Source organism: Gelidibacter gilvus (genome assembly GCF_004115975.1).
GTDB lineage: Bacteria > Bacteroidota > Bacteroidia > Flavobacteriales > Flavobacteriaceae > Gelidibacter > Gelidibacter gilvus.
Genome location: NZ_SDDZ01000003.1, coordinates 383626 through 408578, shown reverse-complemented (window position 1 = coordinate 408578; position 24953 = coordinate 383626). Strand labels below are relative to the sequence as shown.

At 37.4% G+C, this 24953-nt stretch carries 17 protein-coding genes; 12 read left to right on the top strand and 5 right to left on the bottom strand.

What is annotated here, in order from left to right; genetic code table 11:
• Positions 1–49 precede the first annotated feature (49 nt).
• The 5 genes from ESZ48_RS08185 (at position 50) to secA (ending at position 6474) form a co-directional block, all read left to right on the top strand.
• Positions 50–670: a tRNA (guanine-N1)-methyltransferase gene (locus ESZ48_RS08185; protein WP_129016838.1), complete on the top strand. Its 621-nt coding sequence runs from the start codon at positions 50–52 to the stop codon at positions 668–670.
• Positions 671–833: 163 nt separating this feature from the next.
• Positions 834–1511: a tRNA (guanosine(37)-N1)-methyltransferase TrmD gene (gene trmD / locus ESZ48_RS08180; RefSeq protein WP_129016837.1), complete on the top strand. Its 678-nt coding sequence runs from the start codon at positions 834–836 to the stop codon at positions 1509–1511.
• A 471-nt stretch (positions 1512–1982) separates the two neighbouring features.
• The gene (locus tag ESZ48_RS08175; protein WP_129016836.1) at positions 1983–2558 is read left to right on the top strand and encodes a cob(I)yrinic acid a,c-diamide adenosyltransferase; all 576 of its coding nucleotides are present in this window, start codon (positions 1983–1985) and stop codon (positions 2556–2558) included.
• A 156-nt stretch (positions 2559–2714) separates the two neighbouring features.
• A complete protein-coding gene (locus tag ESZ48_RS08170) occupies positions 2715–2936 on the top strand; it encodes a DUF2795 domain-containing protein (protein ID WP_010177336.1) in 222 nt (73 codons plus the stop codon).
• A gap of 184 nt (positions 2937–3120) precedes the next feature.
• Entirely contained in the window at positions 3121–6474 is a 3354-nt protein-coding gene (gene secA, locus ESZ48_RS08165; protein ID WP_129016835.1) for a preprotein translocase subunit SecA, read from the top strand.
• A gap of 247 nt (positions 6475–6721) precedes the next feature.
• On the opposite strand, the gene ESZ48_RS08160 is transcribed toward secA, so the two are convergent.
• Positions 6722–6982, bottom strand: coding sequence for a hypothetical protein (locus tag ESZ48_RS08160; RefSeq protein ID WP_129016834.1), 261 nt, complete (start codon positions 6980–6982; stop codon positions 6722–6724).
• A gap of 372 nt (positions 6983–7354) precedes the next feature.
• Between ESZ48_RS08160 and ESZ48_RS08155 the strand changes: the two genes are divergently transcribed.
• The 4 genes from ESZ48_RS08155 to ccsA all read left to right on the top strand — a co-directional run bounded on the left by ESZ48_RS08155 (position 7355) and on the right by ccsA (position 17163).
• Entirely contained in the window at positions 7355–11320 is a 3966-nt protein-coding gene (locus tag ESZ48_RS08155) for an AsmA family protein (RefSeq protein ID WP_129016833.1), read from the top strand.
• 518 nt (positions 11321–11838) lie between these two features.
• A complete protein-coding gene (gene nrfH, locus ESZ48_RS08150; protein ID WP_129016832.1) occupies positions 11839–12438 on the top strand; it encodes a cytochrome c nitrite reductase small subunit in 600 nt (199 codons plus the stop codon).
• A gap of 12 nt (positions 12439–12450) precedes the next feature.
• Positions 12451–13950, top strand: coding sequence for an ammonia-forming cytochrome c nitrite reductase (nrfA, locus tag ESZ48_RS08145; protein ID WP_129016831.1), 1500 nt, complete (start codon positions 12451–12453; stop codon positions 13948–13950).
• Between the two features lie 60 nt (positions 13951–14010).
• Positions 14011–17163 (top strand): cytochrome c biogenesis protein, encoded by a 3153-nt coding sequence (gene ccsA / locus ESZ48_RS08140; protein WP_223266393.1) that lies wholly within the window; start codon positions 14011–14013, stop codon positions 17161–17163.
• A gap of 76 nt (positions 17164–17239) precedes the next feature.
• On the opposite strand, the gene pncA is transcribed toward ccsA, so the two are convergent.
• The 4 genes from pncA to ESZ48_RS08120 form a co-directional block, all read right to left on the bottom strand.
• A complete protein-coding gene (gene pncA / locus ESZ48_RS08135; protein ID WP_129016830.1) occupies positions 17240–17845 on the bottom strand; it encodes a bifunctional nicotinamidase/pyrazinamidase in 606 nt (201 codons plus the stop codon).
• A 200-nt stretch (positions 17846–18045) separates the two neighbouring features.
• The gene (locus tag ESZ48_RS08130; RefSeq protein ID WP_129016829.1) at positions 18046–19443 is read right to left on the bottom strand and encodes a nicotinate phosphoribosyltransferase; all 1398 of its coding nucleotides are present in this window, start codon (positions 19441–19443) and stop codon (positions 18046–18048) included.
• A gap of 339 nt (positions 19444–19782) precedes the next feature.
• Complete coding sequence (locus ESZ48_RS08125) at positions 19783–21321, bottom strand: bifunctional metallophosphatase/5'-nucleotidase (RefSeq protein WP_190246218.1); 1539 nt, start codon at positions 21319–21321, stop codon at positions 19783–19785.
• 253 nt (positions 21322–21574) lie between these two features.
• Complete coding sequence (locus ESZ48_RS08120) at positions 21575–22027, bottom strand: KTSC domain-containing protein (protein WP_129016827.1); 453 nt, start codon at positions 22025–22027, stop codon at positions 21575–21577.
• A gap of 270 nt (positions 22028–22297) precedes the next feature.
• Here ESZ48_RS08120 and ESZ48_RS08115 point away from each other — a divergent pair, with 270 nt between their 5' ends.
• The 3 genes from ESZ48_RS08115 (at position 22298) to meaB (ending at position 24952) form a co-directional block, all read left to right on the top strand.
• Entirely contained in the window at positions 22298–23002 is a 705-nt protein-coding gene (locus ESZ48_RS08115) for a DUF4382 domain-containing protein (RefSeq protein ID WP_129016826.1), read from the top strand.
• Positions 23003–23282: 280 nt separating this feature from the next.
• Positions 23283–23858 (top strand): DUF2911 domain-containing protein, encoded by a 576-nt coding sequence (locus ESZ48_RS08110; protein WP_129016825.1) that lies wholly within the window; start codon positions 23283–23285, stop codon positions 23856–23858.
• Positions 23859–23875: 17 nt separating this feature from the next.
• A complete protein-coding gene (meaB, locus tag ESZ48_RS08105) occupies positions 23876–24952 on the top strand; it encodes a methylmalonyl Co-A mutase-associated GTPase MeaB (protein WP_129016824.1) in 1077 nt (358 codons plus the stop codon).
• Position 24953: the final 1 nt, after the last annotated feature.

The following is a 24953-nucleotide window of genomic DNA, read 5'->3' as shown; positions in this document are numbered from 1 at the left end:
TATTTTTTTATCTTGTCCAAAATTTAACCTCATCAGAAAAATCAAACCAATGCATTCTTTAAAAACTCTAACCCTTACCCTTGTCGCTTGTCTGTTTTTTGTAGTCTCCAACGCTCAAAAAACTACCACCACGGAGGAAGAGGATACTTTATCGCTCACTGAAGGCACGATAGACAACCAGTTTGAATATGTCATTCAAAAATCTTACAATTATCAAGAGTATAAAAATGTAAAAAAGACTTGGTTGTATCAATTAAAGGCACACACCTTAGATTCCTTGAAAGCACTTCAAAACGATTTGAAAACCACCCAAAGTACGGTGGACAGTTTGGCTCAAGAAATTGTAACCCTTAAAAGTAACCTTTCTGAAACCGAATCTACTTTAGCAGACACAAATGAAGAGAAGGACAATATGGCTCTGTTTGGGTTGCAAATGAGCAAAGACAATTATAACGTATTGATGTGGAGCATCATTGGTGCCCTTTTCTTCCTGTTATTAATATTCATTTATAAATTCAGAAACAGTAATTCTGTGACAAGATTAGCAAAAAAATCGTTGGTCGAAACTGAAGAGGAATTTGAAGAACATAGACGTACAGCACTCGAACGCGAACAAAAAGTAAGGCGACAACTGCAGGACGAAATCAACAAACAAAAAACACTAAAGTAAAAGCTTGAAAATCTGTAAGAAATCTTACAGATTTTTGATTAAGGGACATCAGATGTTTTCTTATTTGATTGTTAAATATAAGCTCATTCATCCCATCTAAAAATTATTGCAGATTTCTTCAGACTATGAAGACTGTGCTCTGCCAACTGAAGCCTGAAAAAACATGCGCATAGATATCATTACCGTTTTACCTGAGTTACTTAAAAGTCCTTTCGAAGCCTCTATTTTAAAACGTGCCATCGAAGCAGGTTTGGTCGAAGTCCATTTCCATAATTTAAGAGACTACACAACTGATCGTTATAAATCAATAGATGACACACAATTTGGTGGCGGTGCAGGTATGGTCATGATGATTGAACCCATTGATAAGTGCATCTCTAAATTGAAGGAGGAGCGTGATTATGATGAAGTCATCTATATGACACCTGACGGCAACACATTAAATCAAAGCATAGCGAACACACTTTCTTTAAAAGAGAATATTATAATTCTTTGCGGACATTACAAAGGCGTTGATCAACGTGTTAGAGACCTATTGATAACCAAAGAGATTTCTATTGGCGATTATGTCCTTTCAGGAGGCGAATTGGGAGCTGCAGTGTTGTGTGATGCTATCATACGACTTATTCCAGGCGTGTTAGGCAATGAAACTTCGGCTTTGACAGATTCCTTTCAAGATAATTTATTGGCACCACCTATTTACACAAAACCAAGAGAATATAAAGGCATGAAGGTGCCTGAAGTTCTATTTTCTGGGCATTTCGCGAATATAGAAAAGTGGCGCGAAGACAAAGCATACGAGCATACTTTGAAAAGAAGACCGGATTTGCTGGAGGAATAGAGTTCCCGCCAGCGCAAATGCTATTGACGGACAGGCAGGCAGTGTTCCCGCCTACGCAAATGCTACGGACGGGCAGGCAGTGTTCAATGTTCAGTGTTCAGTGTTCAGTGTTCAGTGTTCAGTGTTCAAGTTAAATTTTATCAATTGGACAAGGAATTAATTCCAAAAAACTTATCACTTATTACTATCCAACAATTATAGAATCTGGAATTCTCTATTGGTGTAAATTTTCGATTAAATCCCTCAACAAAAACTTGTGTATTCGTGGCAACTTTATCATGCCATCACATCTTCGTGCTTCAAGCTTCCTGCTTCAAACCCTAAAAAACTTTCGTGCTCCCGATAACTCCCCACTTACCCTCTACCCTCTACCCAGTCCAAAAAAATATTTACGTATTCGTGGCAAAACTTTTCAATCTAATGTATCTTCGTATTTCAAGGCACGCGCTTCAAACTTCAAACTCTTTAAAAATGAAAATATATACAAAAACAGGCGATAAAGGAACCACCGCGCTATTTGGCGGCACCAGAGTCCCAAAACATCACATCCGCATTGACAGTTACGGAACGGTGGATGAACTAAATTCGCATATTGGCTTAATCAGAGATCAAAAAATCGATCAACATTCCAAAGAAATCTTAATGATCATTCAAGATCGATTGTTCACCATTGGTTCTACTTTAGCTACGGACCCTGCAAAGGCGACACTTAAAAGTGGAAAAGCCCGATTAAACATTCCAAAAATCTCATCGGCCGATATCCAACGTTTGGAAGACGAAATAGATCTTATGAATACAACCTTACCTGAAATGACACACTTCGTGTTGCCAGGCGGACATCAAACCGTGTCATTCTGTCACATAGCCCGCTGCGTGTGCCGTAGAGCCGAACGTTTGGCCTCTGCACTTAATGACTTAGAGCCTTTCCAACCAGAAGCTTTAATGTACTTAAACCGTTTATCTGACTATCTATTTGTATTGGCACGAAAGTTGTCTCATGACTTACAAGCCGAAGAAATCCAATGGATTCCGCAAAAAGAATCCTAAAGAATTAGGCTTTTACATCTTTTTTGATTATATATTTAAAGTCGAGAAATCTTGTAAGAATTATACGTTCTTTTAATTAATGACTAAATAATTCATTTTTTACTTGATTATATCAACAAAAAAATTATTTTTGCAAAAATTTAAAACGAATAACAAATGTATTGGACATTAGAACTAGCATCTTATTTAAGTGATGCGCCTTGGCCTGCTACCAAAGACGAATTAATTGATTATGCGATCCGTACTGGTGCGCCCTTAGAAGTTGTAGAGAATTTACAAGCAATTGAAGATGAAGGAGACTCTTATGATTCAATTGAAGAAATATGGTCAGATTATCCAACCGATGAGGACTACCTCTGGAACGAGGACGAATATTAAATAAATCAAAAAGAATAGTTAAAAAGTCTCATCAAGAGACTTTTTTTGTGCGTTATTTTTTAATAAACTTAGCACAAACCGTATCTTTGTGAGCCTTAACAAGCAAACACATCGTACAAATAATTTATATTATCATAAAACGCACACTGAGCTTGTCGAAGTGTAGCTTAAACAAAAACACCTTATGAGTTTTTTAGATTCAATATTGAAGGTCTTTGTTGGCGACAAATCCAAACAGGATGTCAAAGCCATCATTCCTATTGTAGATCAGATCAAAACCTATGAAAAGGCTTTGGAAGCTTTGTCACACGACGAATTAAGGGCAAAAACGGAATTTTTTAAATCTAAGATCGCTGAAGCGCGTCAGCCATTTAACGATAAGATCGAAAAACTTCAAAAAGATGCTGAAGCCACAGAAGACATTGACGAACGTGAAGATATCTACCAAGAGATCGATCGCATCAAAGACGACATCTATAAGGCTACAGAAGAAGTGTTGAACACTATTTTGCCTGAAGCCTTTGGCGTCATTAAAGAAACTGCGAAGCGCTTTGTTCATAACACCTCCATCACCGTAACAGCAAGTACTTTTGATCGCGAAATTTCGGGAATCAAGGACTACGTCACCTTAGAACATGAAAAAGCAATTTGGGCAAACTCTTGGGATGCTGCCGGAAAACCAATTACTTGGGACATGATCCACTATGACGTCCAACTTATTGGCGGTGTGGCACTGCATCAAGGTAAAATTGCAGAGATGCAAACTGGTGAAGGTAAAACCCTTGTAGCCTCGCTTCCAATGTACTTAAATGCACTTACTGGAAACGGTGTGCACTTAGTTACGGTCAACGATTATTTGGCAAAACGTGACAGTGCGTGGATGGCGCCATTGTTTGAGTTTCATGGGATGAGCGTCGATTGTATTGACTACCATCAACCCAATTCTGCAGCGCGTAAAAAAGCGTATAATGCCGATATTACCTACGGAACCAATAACGAATTTGGTTTTGACTATCTGCGTGATAATATGGCACATTCGCCTGATGATCTAGTGCAACGCCCTCACCACTATGCTATTGTGGATGAGGTGGATTCCGTTTTAGTGGATGACGCCCGTACGCCATTGATTATTTCCGGACCAATTCCGCAAGGAGAACGTCATGAATTTAACGAATTAAAACCCAAAGTTGATGCCATCGCAGCTGCGCAACGTCATTATCTAACTGGGGTTTTGGCAGAAGCCAAGAAATTAATTGCTGAAGGCAATACCAAAGAAGGTGGCTTTAAATTGTTACGTGTGTATAGAGGAATTCCTAAAAACAAAGCCTTAATCAAATTTTTAAGTGAAGAAGGCATCAAGCAATTATTGCAAAAAACAGAGAATCATTATATGCAGGACAATAACCGCGAAATGCCTAAAGTTGATGCGGAACTGTACTATGTAATTGATGAGAAAAATAATCAGGTAGAATTATCTGATAAAGGTGTAGAATTTCTTTCAGGTGAAGATGATCCCAATTTCTTCGTCATGCCAGAAATCGGAATGGAGATTTCTAAAATCGAATCACAAAATCTTTCCAAAGAAAAAGAGGCGGAAGCTAAAGAAGAACTCTTCAGGGATTTTGGTATCAAATCAGAACGTATCCACACTTTAAGCCAACTATTAAAGGCTTATGCCTTATTTGAAAAAGACATTCAATATGTTGTTATTGACAATAAAGTAATGATTGTTGATGAACAAACCGGTCGTATTATGGATGGTCGTCGTTATAGCGACGGTTTGCACCAAGCCATTGAAGCTAAAGAGAATGTGAAAATTGAAGCGGCCACCCAAACCTTTGCTACGGTAACCCTACAGAATTACTTTAGAATGTACCGTAAGCTATCTGGTATGACTGGTACTGCTTTGACTGAAGCTGGTGAGTTCTGGGAAATTTACAAACTGGATGTTATTGAAATTCCAACCAACAGACCTATAGCTCGTGATGATCGTGATGATTTAGTTTATAAAACCAAACGTGAGAAGTACAATGCTGTTATTGACGAAGTGACTAAATTATCGGAAGCAGGTCGCCCTGTTCTGATTGGAACGACCAGTGTTGAAATCAGTGAGTTATTAGGCAAAATGTTAACCTTAAGAAAAGTACCTCACAACGTTTTGAACGCGAAGCTCCATAAGAAAGAAGCCGATATTGTTGCTGAGGCAGGACAACCGGGTCAAGTGACCATTGCTACCAATATGGCTGGTCGTGGTACGGATATTAAGTTGAGTGAAGATGTTAAAAAAGCAGGCGGATTGGCCATTGTGGGCACAGAACGTCATGATTCGCGTCGTGTGGACAGACAGTTGCGTGGTCGTGCAGGACGTCAAGGAGACCCAGGAAGCTCACAGTTTTATGCGTCTTTGGAAGATAATTTAATGCGACTTTTTGGTAGTGAGCGTATTGCTAAAATGATGGATAGAATGGGACTAAAGGAAGGTGAAGTAATTCAGCATTCCATGATCTCTAAATCCATTGAACGTGCACAGAAAAAAGTGGAAGAAAACAACTTTGGGGTACGTAAGCGTTTACTGGAATATGATGACGTTATGAACGCCCAACGTGAAGTGATCTACAAACGTCGTCGTCATGCTCTACATGGCGAACGTTTACGAGTGGATTTGGCAAATATGATATATGATACTTCAGAAATCATTTCTCAAACCAATAAAGCCGCTAACGACTTTAAGAATTTCGAATTTGAACTGATCCGTTACTTTTCTATGAGTTCGCCGATTACAGAGGTAGAATTCGGAAAAATGACCGATATCGAAATTGCAGGTAAAATTTATAAGGCAGCATTCAGCCATTATAAAGATAAAATGCAAAAGAATGCTGATTTGGCGTTTCCTGTCATCAAAAATGTTTACGAAACACAACGCGATAAATTTAAACGTATCGTCGTGCCGTTTACAGATGGGGTAAAGAGTTTACAAGTAGTTACAGATCTTGAAAAAGCTTATGAAACTCATGGAAAGCAGCTCATCAATGATTTTGAAAAGAACATTACATTGGCTATCCTCGATGATGCATGGAAAACCCATTTACGCAAGATGGACGAATTGAAACAATCGGTTCAATTGGCTGTCCATGAGCAGAAAGATCCGTTATTGATCTATAAATTTGAAGCTTTTGAATTGTTTAAGGTAATGATTGACCAAGTGAACAAAGATGTGATCTCCTTCTTGTTTAAAGGTGAGCTACCATCAGAAACTACTGATGCTATTCAGGAAGCACGTCAAACACGTTCCAAAGAAAAACTAGAAACCAATAAGGAGGAAATCCCAAATTTGGACGAACGCTCTTCCCAAAGCAGGGCTGCTGGTAACACACAACGTCATGAGGTGGTGGAAACTATTGTACGCGACAAACCAAAAATTGGGCGTAATACACAAGTGACCATCAAGCACGTAATGAGTGGTGAGAACAAAACCTTAAAATATAAACAAGCCGAACCTTTATTAATAAAAGGAGACTGGGTGTTGACTGAAGAATAATTAAATTCCTGCGAATTTAGGAATGTTTAAAAAAATCCTGATATCATTAAGATGTCAGGATTTTTGTTATTACAATCAGTGAGTTTTATAGATGTTTTTCTTTGAGTTTTGTTGAAAATATATAGATTAAAAGAACAAAATGTTCTACAAAAAGTAAAGAGAGCTGCAACACTATTCATAGTATTTCAAATCTTTTGCAAAACACGATTCTATTTTAAATTACAAAAAGTTGAAGGTCGGCAAATTTTCAATCTGGTTCTTCAAACTCTGTTGTTAAATAGGTGTATAAGGCCATACTAAATATCCCAATCGAACCAGCCACTGCACCTACTATCATAGCAACTGGAAAGTTATTATAATAACGTAGTATTAAAAAAGCTGGTATTACGACACTTACAAATCCAACTAAAAAACCAAAATTCCATGACTTTATGTTTTTGGGAACGATGCCCAAATCACAGTTAGAACATAGCGTGACATGATTTGTTTTAAACTTAAAGACTTCCATAAAAGGAACTTTTGTTTTGCACTTGGGGCATGAAAATTTATTTTCCACTTATTCCTACTGTTAGATTTTTATTTTTTTAAAAATACATATAAATAAAACATCAAAAACTTTAAAAGGGAATGCCAATATTTTTTTATAAATTCTTAAACTCCTTATAATTAGATGCTATCGTTTGGTGGGTTAGCTTGCAATAAACACGATAAACACAGAGATCAATTATATAAATTATTATTTCTAAATATTACACAATAAACATCCCATATAACACCACATTATGATTACCCTACAAAATCATTCTCCTATAAATCGAGTATTTCTAACCATTCTATTTTCAATTCAAATTTTCTCCTTACTTTTCAATAAATTTCAACTTTGAAAACCCCAAAAACCGGAATTAAAAAATCTAAAAAGCAAGTATGGCTTAAAAGAATTTTTATAAGCCTCATGGTCATTATGTTATTGCCCATAGGTCTTTTCACCATTGGTTGGCTCAATAGAGATAGTGTCATTGACGTACTCCAAGAGTGGTATGCTGAGAATACCTCAGGCACATTGACCATAGGTAAGGTCAATGCACGTTTTTTGAGCGGTTTCCCAAATGTTGTTTTTACTCTTAAAGACATCAAACACACTAATACAGATTCTATTTCTGATCAGGTATCGAGCCTTCAAATCGAGGAAGCAAAGTTGGTGATAGGCGCCGGAAAGTTATTAAAGGGCCAGATCGTCTTTAAAAATATTGCCATCAAAAATGCCGAATTCCATTCTGAAGTCATATCAACCAAACCTTTAATATATCACCAGCAACTCAAGAAAGAAAAACAACAGAACCGAATAAAAGGCTTTAACCTACCAGATTGGGTGAACTCTACGGGTGCAAAGGTTTTATTGGAAAATGTTAAATACATTACCAAGGACACTGTTTTAAACAAATATTTCAACCTTCACATTCATAACATAAAGGGAGCATTTAAAGGCGATCACAGCCTGTTAGTTGGAAACTTAGATATGAATATCACCGTCAACAACTTGGGGTTCAATACCAATAAAGGCAGTTTCTTCAACGGAGCGATTGTACAAGGCGCCTACAAATTTAGCGTAGATTTGGAAAATGACCTGATAGAAATTCCTGAATTTCCGCTCAAAATTGATGATCAGACCTTTCAATTAAGTGCAGATTTTAATCTTTCTGAAATCACCGAATACCGATTTGCATTGCAAAATCCTCATACCGATTTTAAAGCTCTTAAAGGATTACTGACGGATAGCATTTCAACCAAACTCAAAAGTTATGAGATTCGAAGGCCGCTTAAAACCAATATTAGGCTCTTGGGAAAGTTCGCTTATGGCAATAACCCTGATATTTATGCTGATTTTTCTACCACAGATAATGAGGTGACAGTTGTTGATAAATTTCATTTTAAGAACACCTCCTTTAGTGGGAACTTGACCAATGATCTTTATAAAACTGATAGTTTAAAAATAGAAAGAAAGTCGGCAAAAGATTTTAAAATAACTTTTGACACCTTAGTTGCAAAACTTGAGACGATTCACGTTGACATCTACAACTCTTATTTCCAAAGCACACCTGAAGCCCATAACTTTATAGATGCGAATGTGCGATTAAATGGTAATAATGAAGACTTGGCAGCGATTATTGAAACTGATAATTTTGACTTTATAGGCGGTAAGTTTCGTCTAGATGCACACTTTTCTGGAGACATTCAAAATCCGTATGAATTCCTAAATAAGGCTTCAGGCTTGTTTCACTTAAATGACACTCAAGTAATCCTTAAGAAAAACGGACTCCAATTACCAATACAATCCATTACAGTATCATTAGAAAGGGAAAACTCCGTTTTAAGAGAACTGACCATTAATTTACCTAATGGTGAGGATCTTGTATTTCAGGGAAACCTAAAAAACATAGCCGGAATTTTGTCCAAGACACCAACAGTGCCTACCACAAGTCAAATTTCATTGAACTCCAAAAACCTAAACGTCAATGACGTAATTGGCATGGCGAAAAAATTTGTCCCAAAGTCCAGTGCAGCTGTGGATGATAGAAGGAATCTGCATGAAACCCTTGAGGCCATCTACAGTCAATTCCATCCACAATTTAGGATCAATATAGGATCTTTAACTTATAATGATGTCGTGATAAACGAATTAAAATCGAATATGGAACTCATCAATTCTGAAACTATTTTGCTAAAGAATTTTAATTTCAAATATGATGAAGCCATAACCAATTTAAAAGGCAATGTCAGGGTTCATGGACCACAAAGTCAATTAAAAGATGCCATTTACATCAATGCGGAGGCTAGTTCAAATGGTCCGATTTCGGTTTTTAAGGAGTTGTTCAATATTGAGCTTTTTAGGATAGACTCTGGCGATTTTAGGTTCAATGGCCACGTTACGGGTAATGTCAAAGCGCTCAGTGAACTCATGGATAATGCCCGAGGTGATTTGACCTTAACCAACACTAGGCTCCACTATGAACCTGCAAAAATGGATATCACCATTGATTCCTTATCCCTATTTGTTGATAATTCTGATATACTGCTCAAGGAATTCAATTTACAGATTGATGAGCGCCATTCCATAAATTTGGATGGACGGATTAATCAATTCCCCGTTTTTCTGTTGAACAATAAAGAAGGTCCCGCTTCCATATCCATGAACCTTGATGCTCCATATATTAATGGTGACGAGTTGTTGAAAACCATAAATTCTTTTAAAAATGAAGACAAATCAGAGGTCCATAGAAGCAAAAAAGATTTGCACAGCCTATTTAAAGACCTTAATAGATTTAATCCGCAGATCCAAATAGCCGTGGATTCTTTAAAATATAATGGTTTGATTACTCAGAACATCAATGCCCAAGTGTTTTTTGAAAATGATTCCATTCTTAAATTAAACCATTTGGATTTACACTTTAAAGAGACGGTAGCTTATGCTCATGGTGAAATCAATGCACATTCAAGTCACGTAGAGTCACTTAAGGACTACCCATTTGATCTTGATTTTTCGGTTGAAGTGAAAGGGAAATCTGAGAATTTAAATGATTATCTAAAGACCACCAATTTTGTATTCAAATCAGGCGATTTTGAATTTGTCGGAAACTACAAAGCCGAATCGAAGGATTTAACGCTGTTGAATGCTGAGGGTTTTGGCGATTTAAAAATTTCCGGCACCACGGTAGAGTTCAAAGCTGCTGGGCTTCAAATTCCCATTGATAGTTTGCATGTTGAAATAAACAATGATGTGGCCAAGCTTAAAACACTAGACCTCAAATTGCCCGGAAAAAGTCAGGTCTTTTTCTCGGGGAGCATCGATAATTTTTCGGAATTCATCAATGGTCCCCAAGATTTAAACCAACACAGTTCTGATTTTTCTGTGTATTCACCCTATTTCGACAGTTCTGATATTCAGGAATTTATAAAGTCTACAAAATCAAATTCTGACCAATCCCATGTCCAACCTTTCGATTTCAAAAAGTGGCAGGAAACCCTGATGAAGATCAACGGATCCTTCTACCCTACTATAGCCATCGAAATTGACACTTTAAAACACGACAAATTTAATGTCACCAATTTTGAATCGGAATTGTTATTTGTTGACGACAATTTTCATATTGAAGACATGCAGTTTCAAAGTTTTGGTGGCACTATCGCACTGGATCTCGAATTAGGGATTGCAGATGTTGCGCAAACTCCTGTAAATTTGGAAATGAGCGTTGAAGACATTGACCTCAACGCATTTTTGAATAGTGTCAATTACTTTGATAATGTCGATTTAAAACAGGCCGACAGCATTCGTGGTCAACTAAACTACACTATAAAAGCTCAGGGCATTGTGGATGAAAGAGGTAAAATGAATATGGATTCCTTAAATGGAACTGTACATTTTGAACTTGAAGATTTAACGCTTTATAATTACAGTCTCATAATGGACAATGTGCCGTTGATGAGAGCAGAACGTTTCAAAAACCTAAGATTCCAACCTATTGTTCAAACTTTCGAAATAAGAGATGGTGAGATTATCATCCCGAGAACGGAAATCCAATCGTCCGCCCTTCATTTATTTGCTGAAGGCCGATTGAAACTGAAGGAGCATATGAATATCTGGATATCGGTACCTTGGAAAAACCTTAAAAACAATGATGGGCTATCATTACCCGAAAAAACAAGCTACAAAAATGCCGGGGCGAAGTTCTTTTTACAATTAGTACAAGATCAAAACAGTAAAAAGGCGCGAAAACAAAAGTTAAAAGTCAAATTCAAACTAGGAAATAGAAAACTTAAAAAGATGAGAAAGCGCATGAATCAGCATTAAGAATACCACTCTTAAACCAATCCTCTTTTTTTATTTTATGGCCAAGTTATAGTCCCGTTTTATCCCAACCAAAAGGATCACATAAATCCATCTGCGAAAGTTTAATTCGGGTTTCCTTTGGCTCTTGTCCATAAAAAATGGGATCTACAGAACGGAATACGAACCATCAGCAAATCACATATATAATTGACCCATAAAAAAATCAACAAATGTGATTTAAGGAATAAAATCTGTCTGAAATTGAGCATTTCCAAATAATAAATCAAATTTAGAATCATTCTAAAATATTGAGTCTGCAAAATAAAATCACCACTGGGTTTCATTTGATAACAATTATTTCGGAACTTAGGTACTCGGGCTTAAACAGTTAAATCATATGACCAAAAACATAGCTCATTCCATTTTCGTTTTTGACAGGCATTTTCAATTTAGATTCTATTAAAACTGGACTTTACATGACAAATGTCAGTTATAGTGAGCATCAATTAGGCTATTTTTAACATACAATTCACATTAGTATGAAGTTTAATTTTAAAATACTTCCAGAAAAAGGGTCCTCGTGGCGCACTTTTGCAATTTTTGCAATTGCTGTTGTAATGGGCATGGGTTTTTTCCTCATGCGTGAAGCCGAAGTGGTCTCCTACCTATCAGATAATCCGCAAGCCTGTGTCAACTGTCACGTCATGACGCCAGTTTATAACAGTTGGATGCACAGTTCTCACAGAGAATGGGTGTCTTGTAATGGCTGCCACGTGCCACAGGACAATATTTTCAACTCTTATTATTTTAAGGCTAAAGATGGATTATACCACTCGGCAGTTTTTACTGCGAGAATGGAGCCTGATGTCATCACGATGCGAGAAGCCTCAGAAGAAGTTGTCCAAAACAATTGTATCAGATGCCACATTCAACAAGTAACTGAAGTTAAATATGATGGCTGGCTCGATAATCATAGAGAAAACCGCACTGAAAGAGCCTGTTGGTCATGTCACCAAGAAGTGCCACATGGTCGTATCCACGGACTATCGACAGTAAAATATAATATCGCCCCATTACCGACGGATCAAGATGAAATGGTGATTCCGGAATGGTTGGCAAAAGAAATGGAAGCTCAATAAACCACAACAATTATGAAAAATAAAGTTCTCTTCATCGTCACAATTATAGTCGTCTTTTTGTTAGGACTACTTGCATCAAGCATTATTAATAGGAAAAGTGAGGCCAAATATAAGTACGTGCCCAGTGTGGTTATTGGCGAGAATGAGCCAAGAAATGAGGAATGGGGCAAAAACTATCCACGAGAGTATCAGTCTTATCTGCAAACGGCGGATACGACATTTCGTTCTTACCAAGGTGGATCGGCAACTGTTGATATGCTAGAAGAAGATCCTAGAATGGTTTTGCTTTGGGCGGGATATGCGTTCTCAAAAGATTACAATCAAGGCCGTGGTCACTATTATGCTATAGATGACCTTCATAACAGCTTGCGGTCTGGAGCACCTGAAAATAAAGAAGATGGTCCAATGCCAGCGACGTGCTGGGCATGTAAAGGCCCTGATGTACCACGATTGATGGACGAGCATGGCGTAGGTGAGTTCTATGCTGGAACTTGGGCAGAAAACGTATCGGAAGTAGTCAACCCAATCGGTTGTGCGGACTGCCACGACCCTAACAATATGAAATTGCGTATTACAAGACCTGCGTTGGTTGAAGCTTTTCAAGCAATGGGTAAAGATATCAACAAGGCAACGCACCAAGAAATGCGCTCCTTGGTATGTGCACAATGTCACGTGGAATATTATTTCAACAAAAACAAACCAGGTCATGAAGGTACCAGTTACCTTACTTTCCCATGGGAAAACGGATTTTCGGTTGAGGATATGGAAAAATATTACGACGATATTGGATTTTCAGATTGGACACACGCTATCAGTAAAGCGCCAATGCTTAAAGCACAACATCCAGATTATGAGATTTTCCTTACCGGAGTTCATGCCGATCGTGGGGTATCATGTGCCGACTGTCATATGCCGTACAAAAGTGAAGGCGGACAAAAATTTACTGACCACCATTTACAATCGCCTTTAAACAATGTGGCCAACTCATGTCAAGTATGTCATAGAGAAGAAACCGCTAAGCTTATTGCCAACGTATACGACAGACAACAAAAAGCTAATGAAAACAGAATTAAATTAGAAGATGTTTTGGTAAAAGCACATATTGAAGCAGGAAAAGCTTGGGAACTCGGTGCTACAGATGCGCAGATGAAAGATATTCTTATGAGTATTCGTCACGCACAATGGCGTTGGGATTATACTGCTGCTTCTCATGGAGCCTCCTTCCACTCTCCTGTAGAAATAGGACGTGTATTGGGTAGTGGCCTTGCTGAAGCACAAGAAGCACGAGTGATGCTCGTTCGTCTTTTGGCTGATTTAGGCCATAATGAACCTGTGGCAATGCCTGATATTTCAACGAAAGCAAAAGCACAAAAATATATCGGACTTGATATGGATCAACTAAGAAAGGATAAAGAGAGTTTTAAAGCCAATACTTTACCAAAATGGTTGGAAGAGGCAAAAGCCCGCGAAGCTAAAATGGGTTCAAAGAAAGTAGTAAGCGCCACCAAATAAACATCCAAAATCGGATTAAAACATTCTATTAAAGGCTTTTTTAAAGCCAGAATACTCTCTATGAAATTAATTTATCGTTTCTTTTCGTCTTCCGTTTTAGCCTTAGTTTTACTTTTAATTTTTGCGGTTGCCATGGCAGCCGCAACTTTTATTGAAAATGATTTTGGCACGGATACCGCCTGGATTAAAATCTATGATGCGTTGTGGTTTGAGTTAGTGATGGTGGGTTTAGCACTATGTTTTCTTGCCAATACTTTTAAATACAATTTATGGCGAAAGGAGAAATGGGCCATACTTCTTTTTCATCTCTCATTCATCATCATCATTATTGGTGCAGGAATTACACGATATGATTCCTACGGCGGTATCATGCGCATTAGGGAAGGCCAAAGTTCAAACATGATCATTTCAGATAAAAACTATTTGCAAGTTCATATTTCCAACGGCAACAAAACAAGACATCTTGAAAAGAAGAAAGAATTTTCTCCTCTAAATGACAACAATTTCTCAATCAAAACCGACATCGAAGATGTTCCCATTGAAATATCATTAAAAGAGTTTGTGGCAGATGCCTTACCTGAAATTGTTGATGGTTCAGAAAACGGAACACCTTTGCTTCAAATGGTAGTGACTTCTGGAAACGGAAGAGAAACTCTTTTTTTAAATAAAGGAGAAGTAGAAATTATTGGTCCAGAAAAACACAAAGTAGGTTTTGAAGCCCAAGAAGAGGGAATTATTAATATTACTGAAGAAAACGGCGATTTTAAGATTTGGGCGCCGCATCAACTCGATTTCTTTATCATGGCCGACCAAAAAGCGGGCGTCATCAAAGGAGATTCCCTACAGTCTATGTCGCTTAGAACCTTATACAGATATGGTGATCTCTCTTTTGTTCCTCTTTCCTATCATGAAAAAGCGAGTATTGAATTGATTAGCACTTCTGAAAAGCCTAAGGATAACGACCCGACTAAAGATGATGCCGTGGTCTTAAATGTGAAGGTTGGAGATAAAACCGAAGAAGTTATGCTGCTTTATAGAAAAGGCTTTTTGCCGACCACTCACGAAACGAGCATTGGAGACATTTCATTAGCTTTATCGTATGGTGCGATGCCGATTGAAATTCCGTTTTCAGTAAAGTTGAACGAATTTCAATTGGAACGTTACCCAGGCTCGGAAAGTCCATCATCATACGCCAGTGAAGTCATGGTCATAGATGGCGATACCAAAATACCATTCCGAATCTATATGAATAATGTGTTGGATTATGGCGGCTATAGATTTTACCAGGCCAGTTATGATACGGATGAAAAAGGAACCTTATTGGCGGTCAATCATGATGTTTTGGGTACGGCAACAACCTATATTGGATATTTTCTATTGATGATTGGGATGTTCTTTACGCTCTTCGGAAAAAGTACCCGTTTCACTATTATTAGTAAAAAGCTAAAGAAAATCAAACAAAACACTACGATTCTTCTGATTGCGTTATTCAGCTCTGTGATCACATTCGCCCAAGCACCTATGCAAAAGGATTCCATACCTTCTGTAACGGAATTGGTGAAAGCTCAAGAAATTGATAAACAGCATTCAGATTTCTTCGGACGTATTTTGGTTCAGGATGTCGATGGACGGATCAAACCCATTAATACTTTAGCTTCAGAGTTTCTACGTAAAATCTATGGTAAAACCACGTTTACCTATAAAACAATAGATGACAAAATAAGTTTGGATGCCAATCAGGTGTTTTTAGCGATGCATGTTTCTCCTGGAGCATGGCAGAAAATTCCAGTCATTAAAATCGAAGCCATAAAAGGAGGCGATTTTTTCAAACCCCTTAAAATTACGGAAGACGGCTATATCTCCTTTGACCATTTGATCAATCCTGAGGGCGATTATGTCCTGTCAAAAATGGCAGAAGAGGCACATGCGAAAAAACCTGCGGAGCAAAACGAGTTTGATAAGGAAGTCATTAAAGTTGATGAGCGATTTAATATTCTATTCAATATTTTCTCTGGTAATTATTTAAATATCTTCCCAAACAGTTTAGATGAAACGCATAAGTGGTTTAGTTATACCCACCATTTTAATGACTTCCCCGCAGAAGATGGAGTGTTTGTTCAAAATATCACAAGGACGTATTTTAACGATATCGCAGCCCATAATTGGGTAGGTGCTACCGATAAACTATCCTATATAGACACCTATCAAACCACCTTGGCAAAGGACATCATCCCATCAGAAGAACGCATTGAAGCCGAATTGTGGTACAACCAAATGAATCTTAATTTTTGGCTGTTCCAAACCTTTTTCACAATTGGTTTGATCATGCTGGTCTTGGCACTTTCTAGGATATTCGTACAGAAGCGATTTATAAATATCCTTTGGAATATTCTCATATTAATTTCATTGATCAGTTTCTTGATTTTTACCGGAAACATACTCCTACGTTGGTATATTGCACAACATCCGCCGTGGAGTAACGGTTATGAAATGATGGTTTTTGTAGCTTGGGTACTGATGCTCTGCGGATTAATGACGTTTAGAAAATCTGATTTTTCACTGCCATTGGCGACGTTATTTACGGGATCCCTCCTATTTGTAAGCTACCTCGATTGGCTAAATCCGGAGATCACCAATTTAATGCCGGTATTGAAATCGTCGTTTTGGCTCAAGGTGCACGTTGCCACCATTGTCAGTAGTTATGCGCCATTGGCATTATCAGCCGTATTAGGTTTTATGGCCTTAATATTAATGATTATAAGGACGAAAAGCAGTGCCTACAAAATTGATATCCGCATCAAAGAACTCACGTATATTAACGAGATTTCCATGACCATAGGCTTGTTTGTATTGACCATAGGCACTTTTTTAGGAGGTGTTTGGGCGAACGAATCTTGGGGACGTTATTGGGCGTGGGATCCAAAAGAAACTTGGGCATTGATTTCAATCATCATATATGCCATAGTATTGCACTTACGTTTGGTACCCGCACTTAAAAGTCGATTTACCTTGAACGTGGCCAGTGTATTTGCTTTCGGTTCCATTATTATGACGTCTTTTGGCGTGAACTACTATTTAACCGGATTGCATAGTTATGCAGCGGGAGATCCTATTCCGGTTCCGAAGTTTATTTATATACTAACGGCGGTTGTTATTGTTGTGGCCATCATCGCTTATATAAGAGTGCGAAAGCCTAAAAAGAAAGTTGGTTAATGTTTTTATAATTACATCAAAAAACCTCTCAGATTTTAAAAATCTGAGAGGTTTCTTTTTTACTATAAATTATCTTCTAAATATCTTCTGAAGAAATTATCTGTATGCCCAGATATTCCATCTTCTTTTTTAGCTCTTTAAATTTCTCAGGATCCAATGGCTGAGAAGCGTCTTCTATAAAAAAACAAGCAAACCCTTCTTTAAAAGCATCGTACGTAGAAAAGTAAACACAAATATCTGCTGCAAGTCCGCATAGAAAAAGTTGGGACACGCCTTTCTCTTTTAAATATCCTGCCAATCCTGTCGATTTTAAATGGTCGTTGTCATAAAAGGCACTATAACTGTCAATGTCCTTATCTGTTCCTTTTCTGAAAATAGCCTCCCATTTTTTAGTGTCAAGATCCTGATGAAATTTTGCACCTTCAGTTCCTTGCACGCAGTGATCTGGCCATAATGTTTGTGGTTTCCCATGAAGTTCGATTTCTTCAAAATGAGATTTTCCTGAATGATTAGACGCAAAACTTACATGATCTTGTGGATGCCAATCTTGTGCAGCGACGACCAAATCAAATTTATGTTGAATACTATTGATCACCGGGACTATTTTATCGCCATCAGGAACTGCAAGCGATCCGCCAGGCATAAAATCGTTCTGAACATCAATTATAAGAAGTGTTTTCATGTATCTGTAATTATAATCTTTTTCGTAAAGTTAATTAAACATTGTATTTTCTACAACCTGAAGCCGTGTAACAATGTGGGCAAACCTGATATAAGCACGTTTGTTATGGATACGAATGACATAAATAAGCAATTGGTTATGACAACTATTTTCACATAAACTGAAAATATTGATCAGTGATAATTAGAACAATCCGTGTCTTAAAATTTATGCTTGAGGACTAACTTATCGCGCTCTTTCTTAAGCTCAGTACTCAAACCTATTTTGTAAATATGCGGATTCTGAAAACGTTTATATTCTTCTGGTAGTTTTTCCAATCGGGATTTTGAATACTCTGCAATTTCACTAACCGTTCGTGCTGGCATGACTTTTTTACCATTTTTCATGACCTGTTGTAGCAATGGTTCATGCTCGAACCGGGTCAATTCTAAACTTTTATTAGAATCAAATGAATGCTCCATTCGTTCTACGTTTTCCTCGTTAAAAACCGCAACGGCATCTGCGCCATAGAACATGCCGTTTTTATCCAACATTCTGTACACTTGTTTTTTGTACGGAAGTGACACCTTAATAATATTTTCAGAAAGCTTGATGCGTGGTTCGCCATTGTATTCAGACAACTTATAAACCCCCTCTATGGCTGCATCTGGTTTTCCGGTGACCAAGTTCGTCCCCACACCAAAAATGTCAATAGGCGCACCTTGGTCTTTCAAACTTTTTATGACAAATTCATCCAATTGGTTCGAGGCTACAATTTTGACATATCCTAAATTGGCATCGTCCAACATTTTACGTGCTTTTTTAGCTAAATAGGCTAAATCCCCACTATCCAATCTAACACCCAACAACTGCTCTCCATTATCTTCCATTTCCTTGGCAACTGTAATGGCATTTGGCAATCCACTTCTAAGTGTGTTATAGGTATCTATGAGGAGTACACAGTTTTTTGGTCTTATTTTTGCAAAATCCCGAAATGCCTGTAATTCGTCCTCATAACTTTGTATAAATGAATGCGCCATAGTTCCGGAAGAAGGAATATCATAATCTTCAGCTGCTTTTACGTTGCTCGTGCTGTCGAATCCTCCAATTATTGCTGCTCGCGAGGCATAATAACCACCGGTTGCATGAGCACGACGCAATCCCATATCCAATAGCGTTTCTGATTTTGCACTATGTCGGATTCGGCTGGCTTTCGTAGCAATTAAGGTCTGGAAGTTTAAAAGATTCAACAACAGCGTTTCTATAATTTGCGCCTCAATAATATTGGCTTCAACCTGTAGAATAGGTCGATTTGGAAAAACAACATCACCTTCCATGCTTGAAAAGATATTCCCTCGAAATCTAAAATCCTTTAAATAATCCAAAAAACTCCTTTCGAATCCATGTTGCTCCAAATAGGTCACATCAGAAGATGAGAATTTTAAATTTTCAAGAATATTCAAAACATCCTCCAATCCTGCAAAAATTGAATACCCGCCATTAAAAGGATTGTTTCTAAAATAATAGTCATAGACCGCCCGTCCGTCCGGTTTGGTTCGGAAATAGACTTGGGACATGGTCAGTTGATAGAGATCAGTATAAGACGCTGTAATGTTCATGAAAGTTTGATTTTAATTGAGAAATTATATGCTGCTAAGCTATTTGAAAAAATGATTAAAGTATTAATAAAATTCTACAAAAAACAAAGGGAACAAGTTATGATAACGTTGTTCCCTTTGCAAATCATATTTCTTCTTTTGGCATTATCCCTTTGAAGTTATACGGGTTTATTCTCAGCTATTTTTAATGATTTAAGCACCCCGATATGATTGTTATATAAAGATACAAAAAAAATAGACATGATTAAATGTTAGATTAAAATTTAACAAAAATTTTTAATTCTAGTCTTTGGCCATAAGATTGACCAAGAAAAAAAGATTTTATAACATACATAATGCTTAATTATTCACACTTTTCAAGTAATGTACAAGTGCCAATCGGATATCAGATTGAGGATGATCACTGGAGGTTTCAATGGGATACAATTTGACGATTCCAGGATTGTCTTCTTTCAAAAAATCTAAATTAGACTCCATACCCGTCAACAAGAACCCCAACATAGCCACCCTATATACTTTGCTGTTATCAATTGTATCTTCTCCAATCACCCATTTATCATTCATCTTCATTACGGTTGAGTTCCGCAATAAATAACCTCCAATTCCTTTATTACTTTCTCCTACATCCAGAATCTTACTTAGAAAACTTCCCGTCATATCAACCTCTCTTATTTCGCCACCAAAAGGCATCGCTCGTAAGATATCATATTGAGAGACTGGTGCATGTAAAATATCATCAACTCGAATTGCTCCTGCATTTACAAGTACGACATCAGATAAAGGAGCAGCAGCGTGTACGCCACGCACCACAAGTTCCGTTAAATTGCTGGGCTGCGACCTGATGACAGTTTCTCTGCCTTCAAGCGGTTCGCTTTTGGCTATAACAATATCCTCAGCATCAAATCCTAAGGAATTGTAATTTTCATTGGCAATCTTTACCCATTTTTCAACAACTGTATTCGTATGATTATCAAGCGCTATGTTTTCATTAAGATATTCTAATTTAGGAAATACTTTTAAGGTGCCATTCTTCTTATCCAACCTCAAAGTGTTGACATATGCTGTTTTCGCATTGGCGTGAGCTTTGGTAATATACACATCACCAACTTTTTCAAACTGCATGTCATGCTCATGCCCTCCCATAATTAAACCTAAGGTTGGGATCTCCTGCGCAAGTTTAATATCATCCTTAATATCCAAATGCGTCAAAGCAATCACGATATCCACTGAGTCTTTTATTTCAGCATATAATCTTTTAGCGGTTGTTATAGGATCGGTATAATGCACATAGGGCACTTTATTAAAAGGCAGCGTAATTCCGATAATTCCAATTTTCGCTTTGGTTCCATCGGCATCGGTGACATTTAAAATGTAAGTTTCTGGAAAAGGCGTGGTTGAATTCATAGTGAAGGGCTGGATGGTAGATCCGCTTTTATGAAATGTATTTGAAGCCACCCAAGTAAATTCTGATTCGTCAATTCGCGACTGGAGCTCAGCTTCTTTAATATCAAATTCATGATTACCAAAAACGACGAAGTCCATCTCGGCAGCATTTAAGGCTTCTATCATTTGTTTACCTCGTATGCTTTTCCCTTCATATTTCAGACTATTATAAATAGAAGGACTCACAAAATCTCCTCCCATAACTAGAAATGTATTTGTATTTTTCTCTTTTTCCTGCTTCTTCAAACTTGCAACACGTGCGATTCCTCCTTCTTTTCCACCTCCAAGAGGTGCTATTTCATAAACATCATTGACTTGTACAAAAACAATTTCAATTTTCCCATCATCCTTAATTGAGGTGTTTTTTTGAGATACAGAACAGGAACTTCCAAACAATAAAACTGTGAGCGACAGAAGCGTAAGTGTTTTTTTCATAATGAGAGAGATTTCATGCAAAATAGGCATTTCCAATCCGAATAAAAACTTTACTTGTTCTAAAAGTGCTTAGCCTCAAGCTCCAACGGAAAAATTCCAGGTTCCTAAACTATAGAAATGAGTTCGAATCTGTCAATCCTACTAAAATCTAGACATTATTAGAAGCGTATTGATTTTGTCAAAAAATTATAAAAAAAAAGGGGAACACGATTAAATTAACCTTGTTCCCCTTGTAAATTATATGTCTATCTTCCTACTGAGCAGGTTCAAGAATTCTTTTCGACTTTCTATAGGTATAATTAGGATAAATGTTACGCTTAGCAAAACGATTGACCTTATCGCTATTGATCATTTTAATGTAGACTTGTTTTGTCACACCAAAATACTCATAAGTTGATCCATCTAAAAAAGTGATTTCCATCAATAAACCTTTGTGCATATAATCTGCGATTCCCGAATTGGTAATCGTTTCCTTATACTCATCTAAATTTGATGCAATGGTTTCTGGTGCAATACTCACTAAAAAATGGTAGCCATCAATAATTCTTCGGCTTTGCACTTCAGCTTCTTCCTGTAGGGCATCACCGTTTTGGAATTTGTCAGGGTGCCATTCCTTCACTAAATCCCGGTAACTCTTTTTTAAAGTCTTTAATTCAACTTCGTTTTCCACTCCAAAGAGTTTCTTGTATTCATTTATGCGCTTCATTTCAAAATTTTATTTGAGGGCGCAAAAGTACGAGTAAATATGACACAAATTACTATCCTATAACATTTTAGTTAGATTATAAATTTTAAATAAAAAGTTCTGCCATCTTTTTAACTGCAATTTAACCTTACCCTTTCCTTGTTTCTTGAAACCATGATCCAGTATAAGACCTGAGTAATGAGCGAAAAACTTTTAGAATTGTTTAACACTTTCAAAATAATATATGAGCTACCGAGCGTTTATCTTATATAACCTATAAATTTTAAAACAATGAATGTATTAAAAAAAATGAAATTTGGAGTTGTCGCACTCGCCCTGGCAACTGTTTTTACTGCCTGTTCATCAGATGATGATGCGACAATAGCACCCAATCAAGGCAATTTGAAAATAGCGGCTAGCGCAACCTATAACATGGCGGTTAATAGAGGTACAGATAATGTGAACCTCTCTAAGTTTCTAGTAAACTTCAAAGAAATTGAACTGGAAATTGAAGAAGGTTTTTACGATAGTGATGACGATATCGAACTAAAAGGTCCTTTTGAAATCGATTTGTTATCTGGAAACAGTATTCAATTGGTGGATATTGAAATTCCAAACGGCGTTTATGAGGAAATCGAATTTGAATTTGACAAAAGTGAAAATTCAAACTCTCCCTTATTTGGAAAAAGCATGGAATTGACCGGAGAAATCAACGGCCAAGCTTTCGTTTTTTGGCATGATTTTGAAGACGAAATTGAAATTGATTACGAAGATTCAAATCAAAAATTGGTCATCGACAATAACACCAAAGAGGTCGTTATTAACTTTGATCTTAGTGCCGTATTAGCCATGGTAGACCTTTCTACCGCTACAGATGGTGATGGTGACGGAATGATTACCATTAGTCCTAATGACATGGATGGTAATAATGATTTGGCAGAAGCGCTTAAACAAGCTCTTAAGGTTCAAATTGAATTGATGGATGATTTAGATTAAATTTTTTAATTACACTATAATTATAACTGCCCGGAAAGTTTCGCAAAGCTACTTTTCGGGCAGTTTTTTTGTTGATATAGTGAAGTTTTAGGCTTTATAACCGCATCGAGATTTATGGATATTTCCGCATAAATAGTTTAAAAAATATAAGGTCGAAACTATTTTAGCATCCTTTTTTAAAAAACAATACCAACTTTCCATAAAACAACGTTAAGTACTTTAAGGAGCAATCTTTTATAATTATATTTAACCCAAGTTTCAAATCAATGATCCATTTTTTATGAACAAGTTTTTAAAACGCCTCTTGATTATCCTTGCTATGGTAGCAGTGGGCTTATTTTTATATTCCTATTTTGTTGAAGATATTTTCTCAAAACGAGTCAGTCCAAAAGATGTCGTGAAATTTGAGTTAAATGACACAAAACTGGAAGTGCTTTACAACCGACCTTATAAAAAAGGACGGGAAGTTTTTGGTGCTTTGGTGCCTTATGATAAAGTGTGGCGTACGGGAGCTAACGAGGCTACTACATTTACGACCAATAAAACGTTAATAATTGACGGTATTTCAGTACCTAAAGGCATTTACACCCTCTGGACCGTTCCTAATGACAGCCTTTGGAAAGTCTATTTTAATACCCAACAATATGAGTGGGGAGTTGACGATCAAATGCGACCAATGCGTGAACCAAAATATGATCTTTTGGAAGTAGATGTTCCTGTCATTAACTTAGATAGTACCGTGGAACAGTTCACCATCGCTTTTGACAATACCGTGGATATTTTAAAAATGACCATGGCATGGGATCAAACCAAAATTGAAGTTCCTATGGAAATCAGTAAAGAACAAACACAATAGGCTAAATCTCAAATAATTTGACCGAAAAAGGCAAAACTTCAGCACTACAAGAAAATGAAGGTGTTTCTGAACCTGAAACGACCAACAAAAGTGCTATCGCTGCCATTAAAAACAAACGTCAGCAACAACCTTCTGCAGATGAGCTGGTCAAAGGCATATTAGCCAAAGACAGGACAGCACTTAGCAGAGCCATTACTTTGGTGGAAAGCACCAATCCGCAACATTTAAAGAAGGCCAATGACATCATCCAGCAATGCCTGCCTTATGCCAATGCATCTATCAGGATTGGTATAACCGGCGTTCCCGGGGTTGGTAAAAGTACTTTTATTGAAACTTTTGGAATGTATTTGACTTCCAAAGGAAAACAGATTGCTGTTTTAGCGGTAGATCCGAGCAGTACTTTGAGCCGCGGTTCCATTTTAGGTGATAAAACACGGATGGAAGATTTGGTCAAAAACGACAATGCTTTTATCCGTCCTTCTCCTTCTGGCAGCTCGCTTGGTGGCGTGGCTCGGAAAAGTCGGGAAACCATTATTTTATGTGAAGCTGCCGGTTTTGACACCATCCTGATTGAAACCGTGGGTGTTGGGCAAAGTGAAACGGCAGTCCACAGTATGGTCGATTTCTTTTTACTTTTGAAATTGGCAGGTGCCGGAGACGAATTGCAGGGCATTAAACGTGGCATTATGGAAATGGCTGACGCCATTGTGATCAATAAAGCCGATGGCGATAATCTTAAAAACGCCAAAATTGCCAAGGTGGAATTTAACCGAGCGCTACACCTCTACCCACCCAAAGATTCGGGATGGCAACCCAAAGTGCTGCTTGCTAGTGCACTTGAAAACACAGGAATCCCAGAAGTTTGGCAACTGATTGAAGCGTATTTAGATTTAACTAAAGAAAACCACTTTTTCGATTATTCCCGGAATGAGCAAAACAAATTCTGGCTGCTCCAAACCATTGAAGACCGGTTGAAAACCGACTTTTACAATAATCCTTCCATCAAAATAGAATTGAAACATCAATTGGAACGCATTGAAAATGGCGAAACCACACCATTCGCCGCCGCAGAACTCTTATTGGGATTAAAATAAA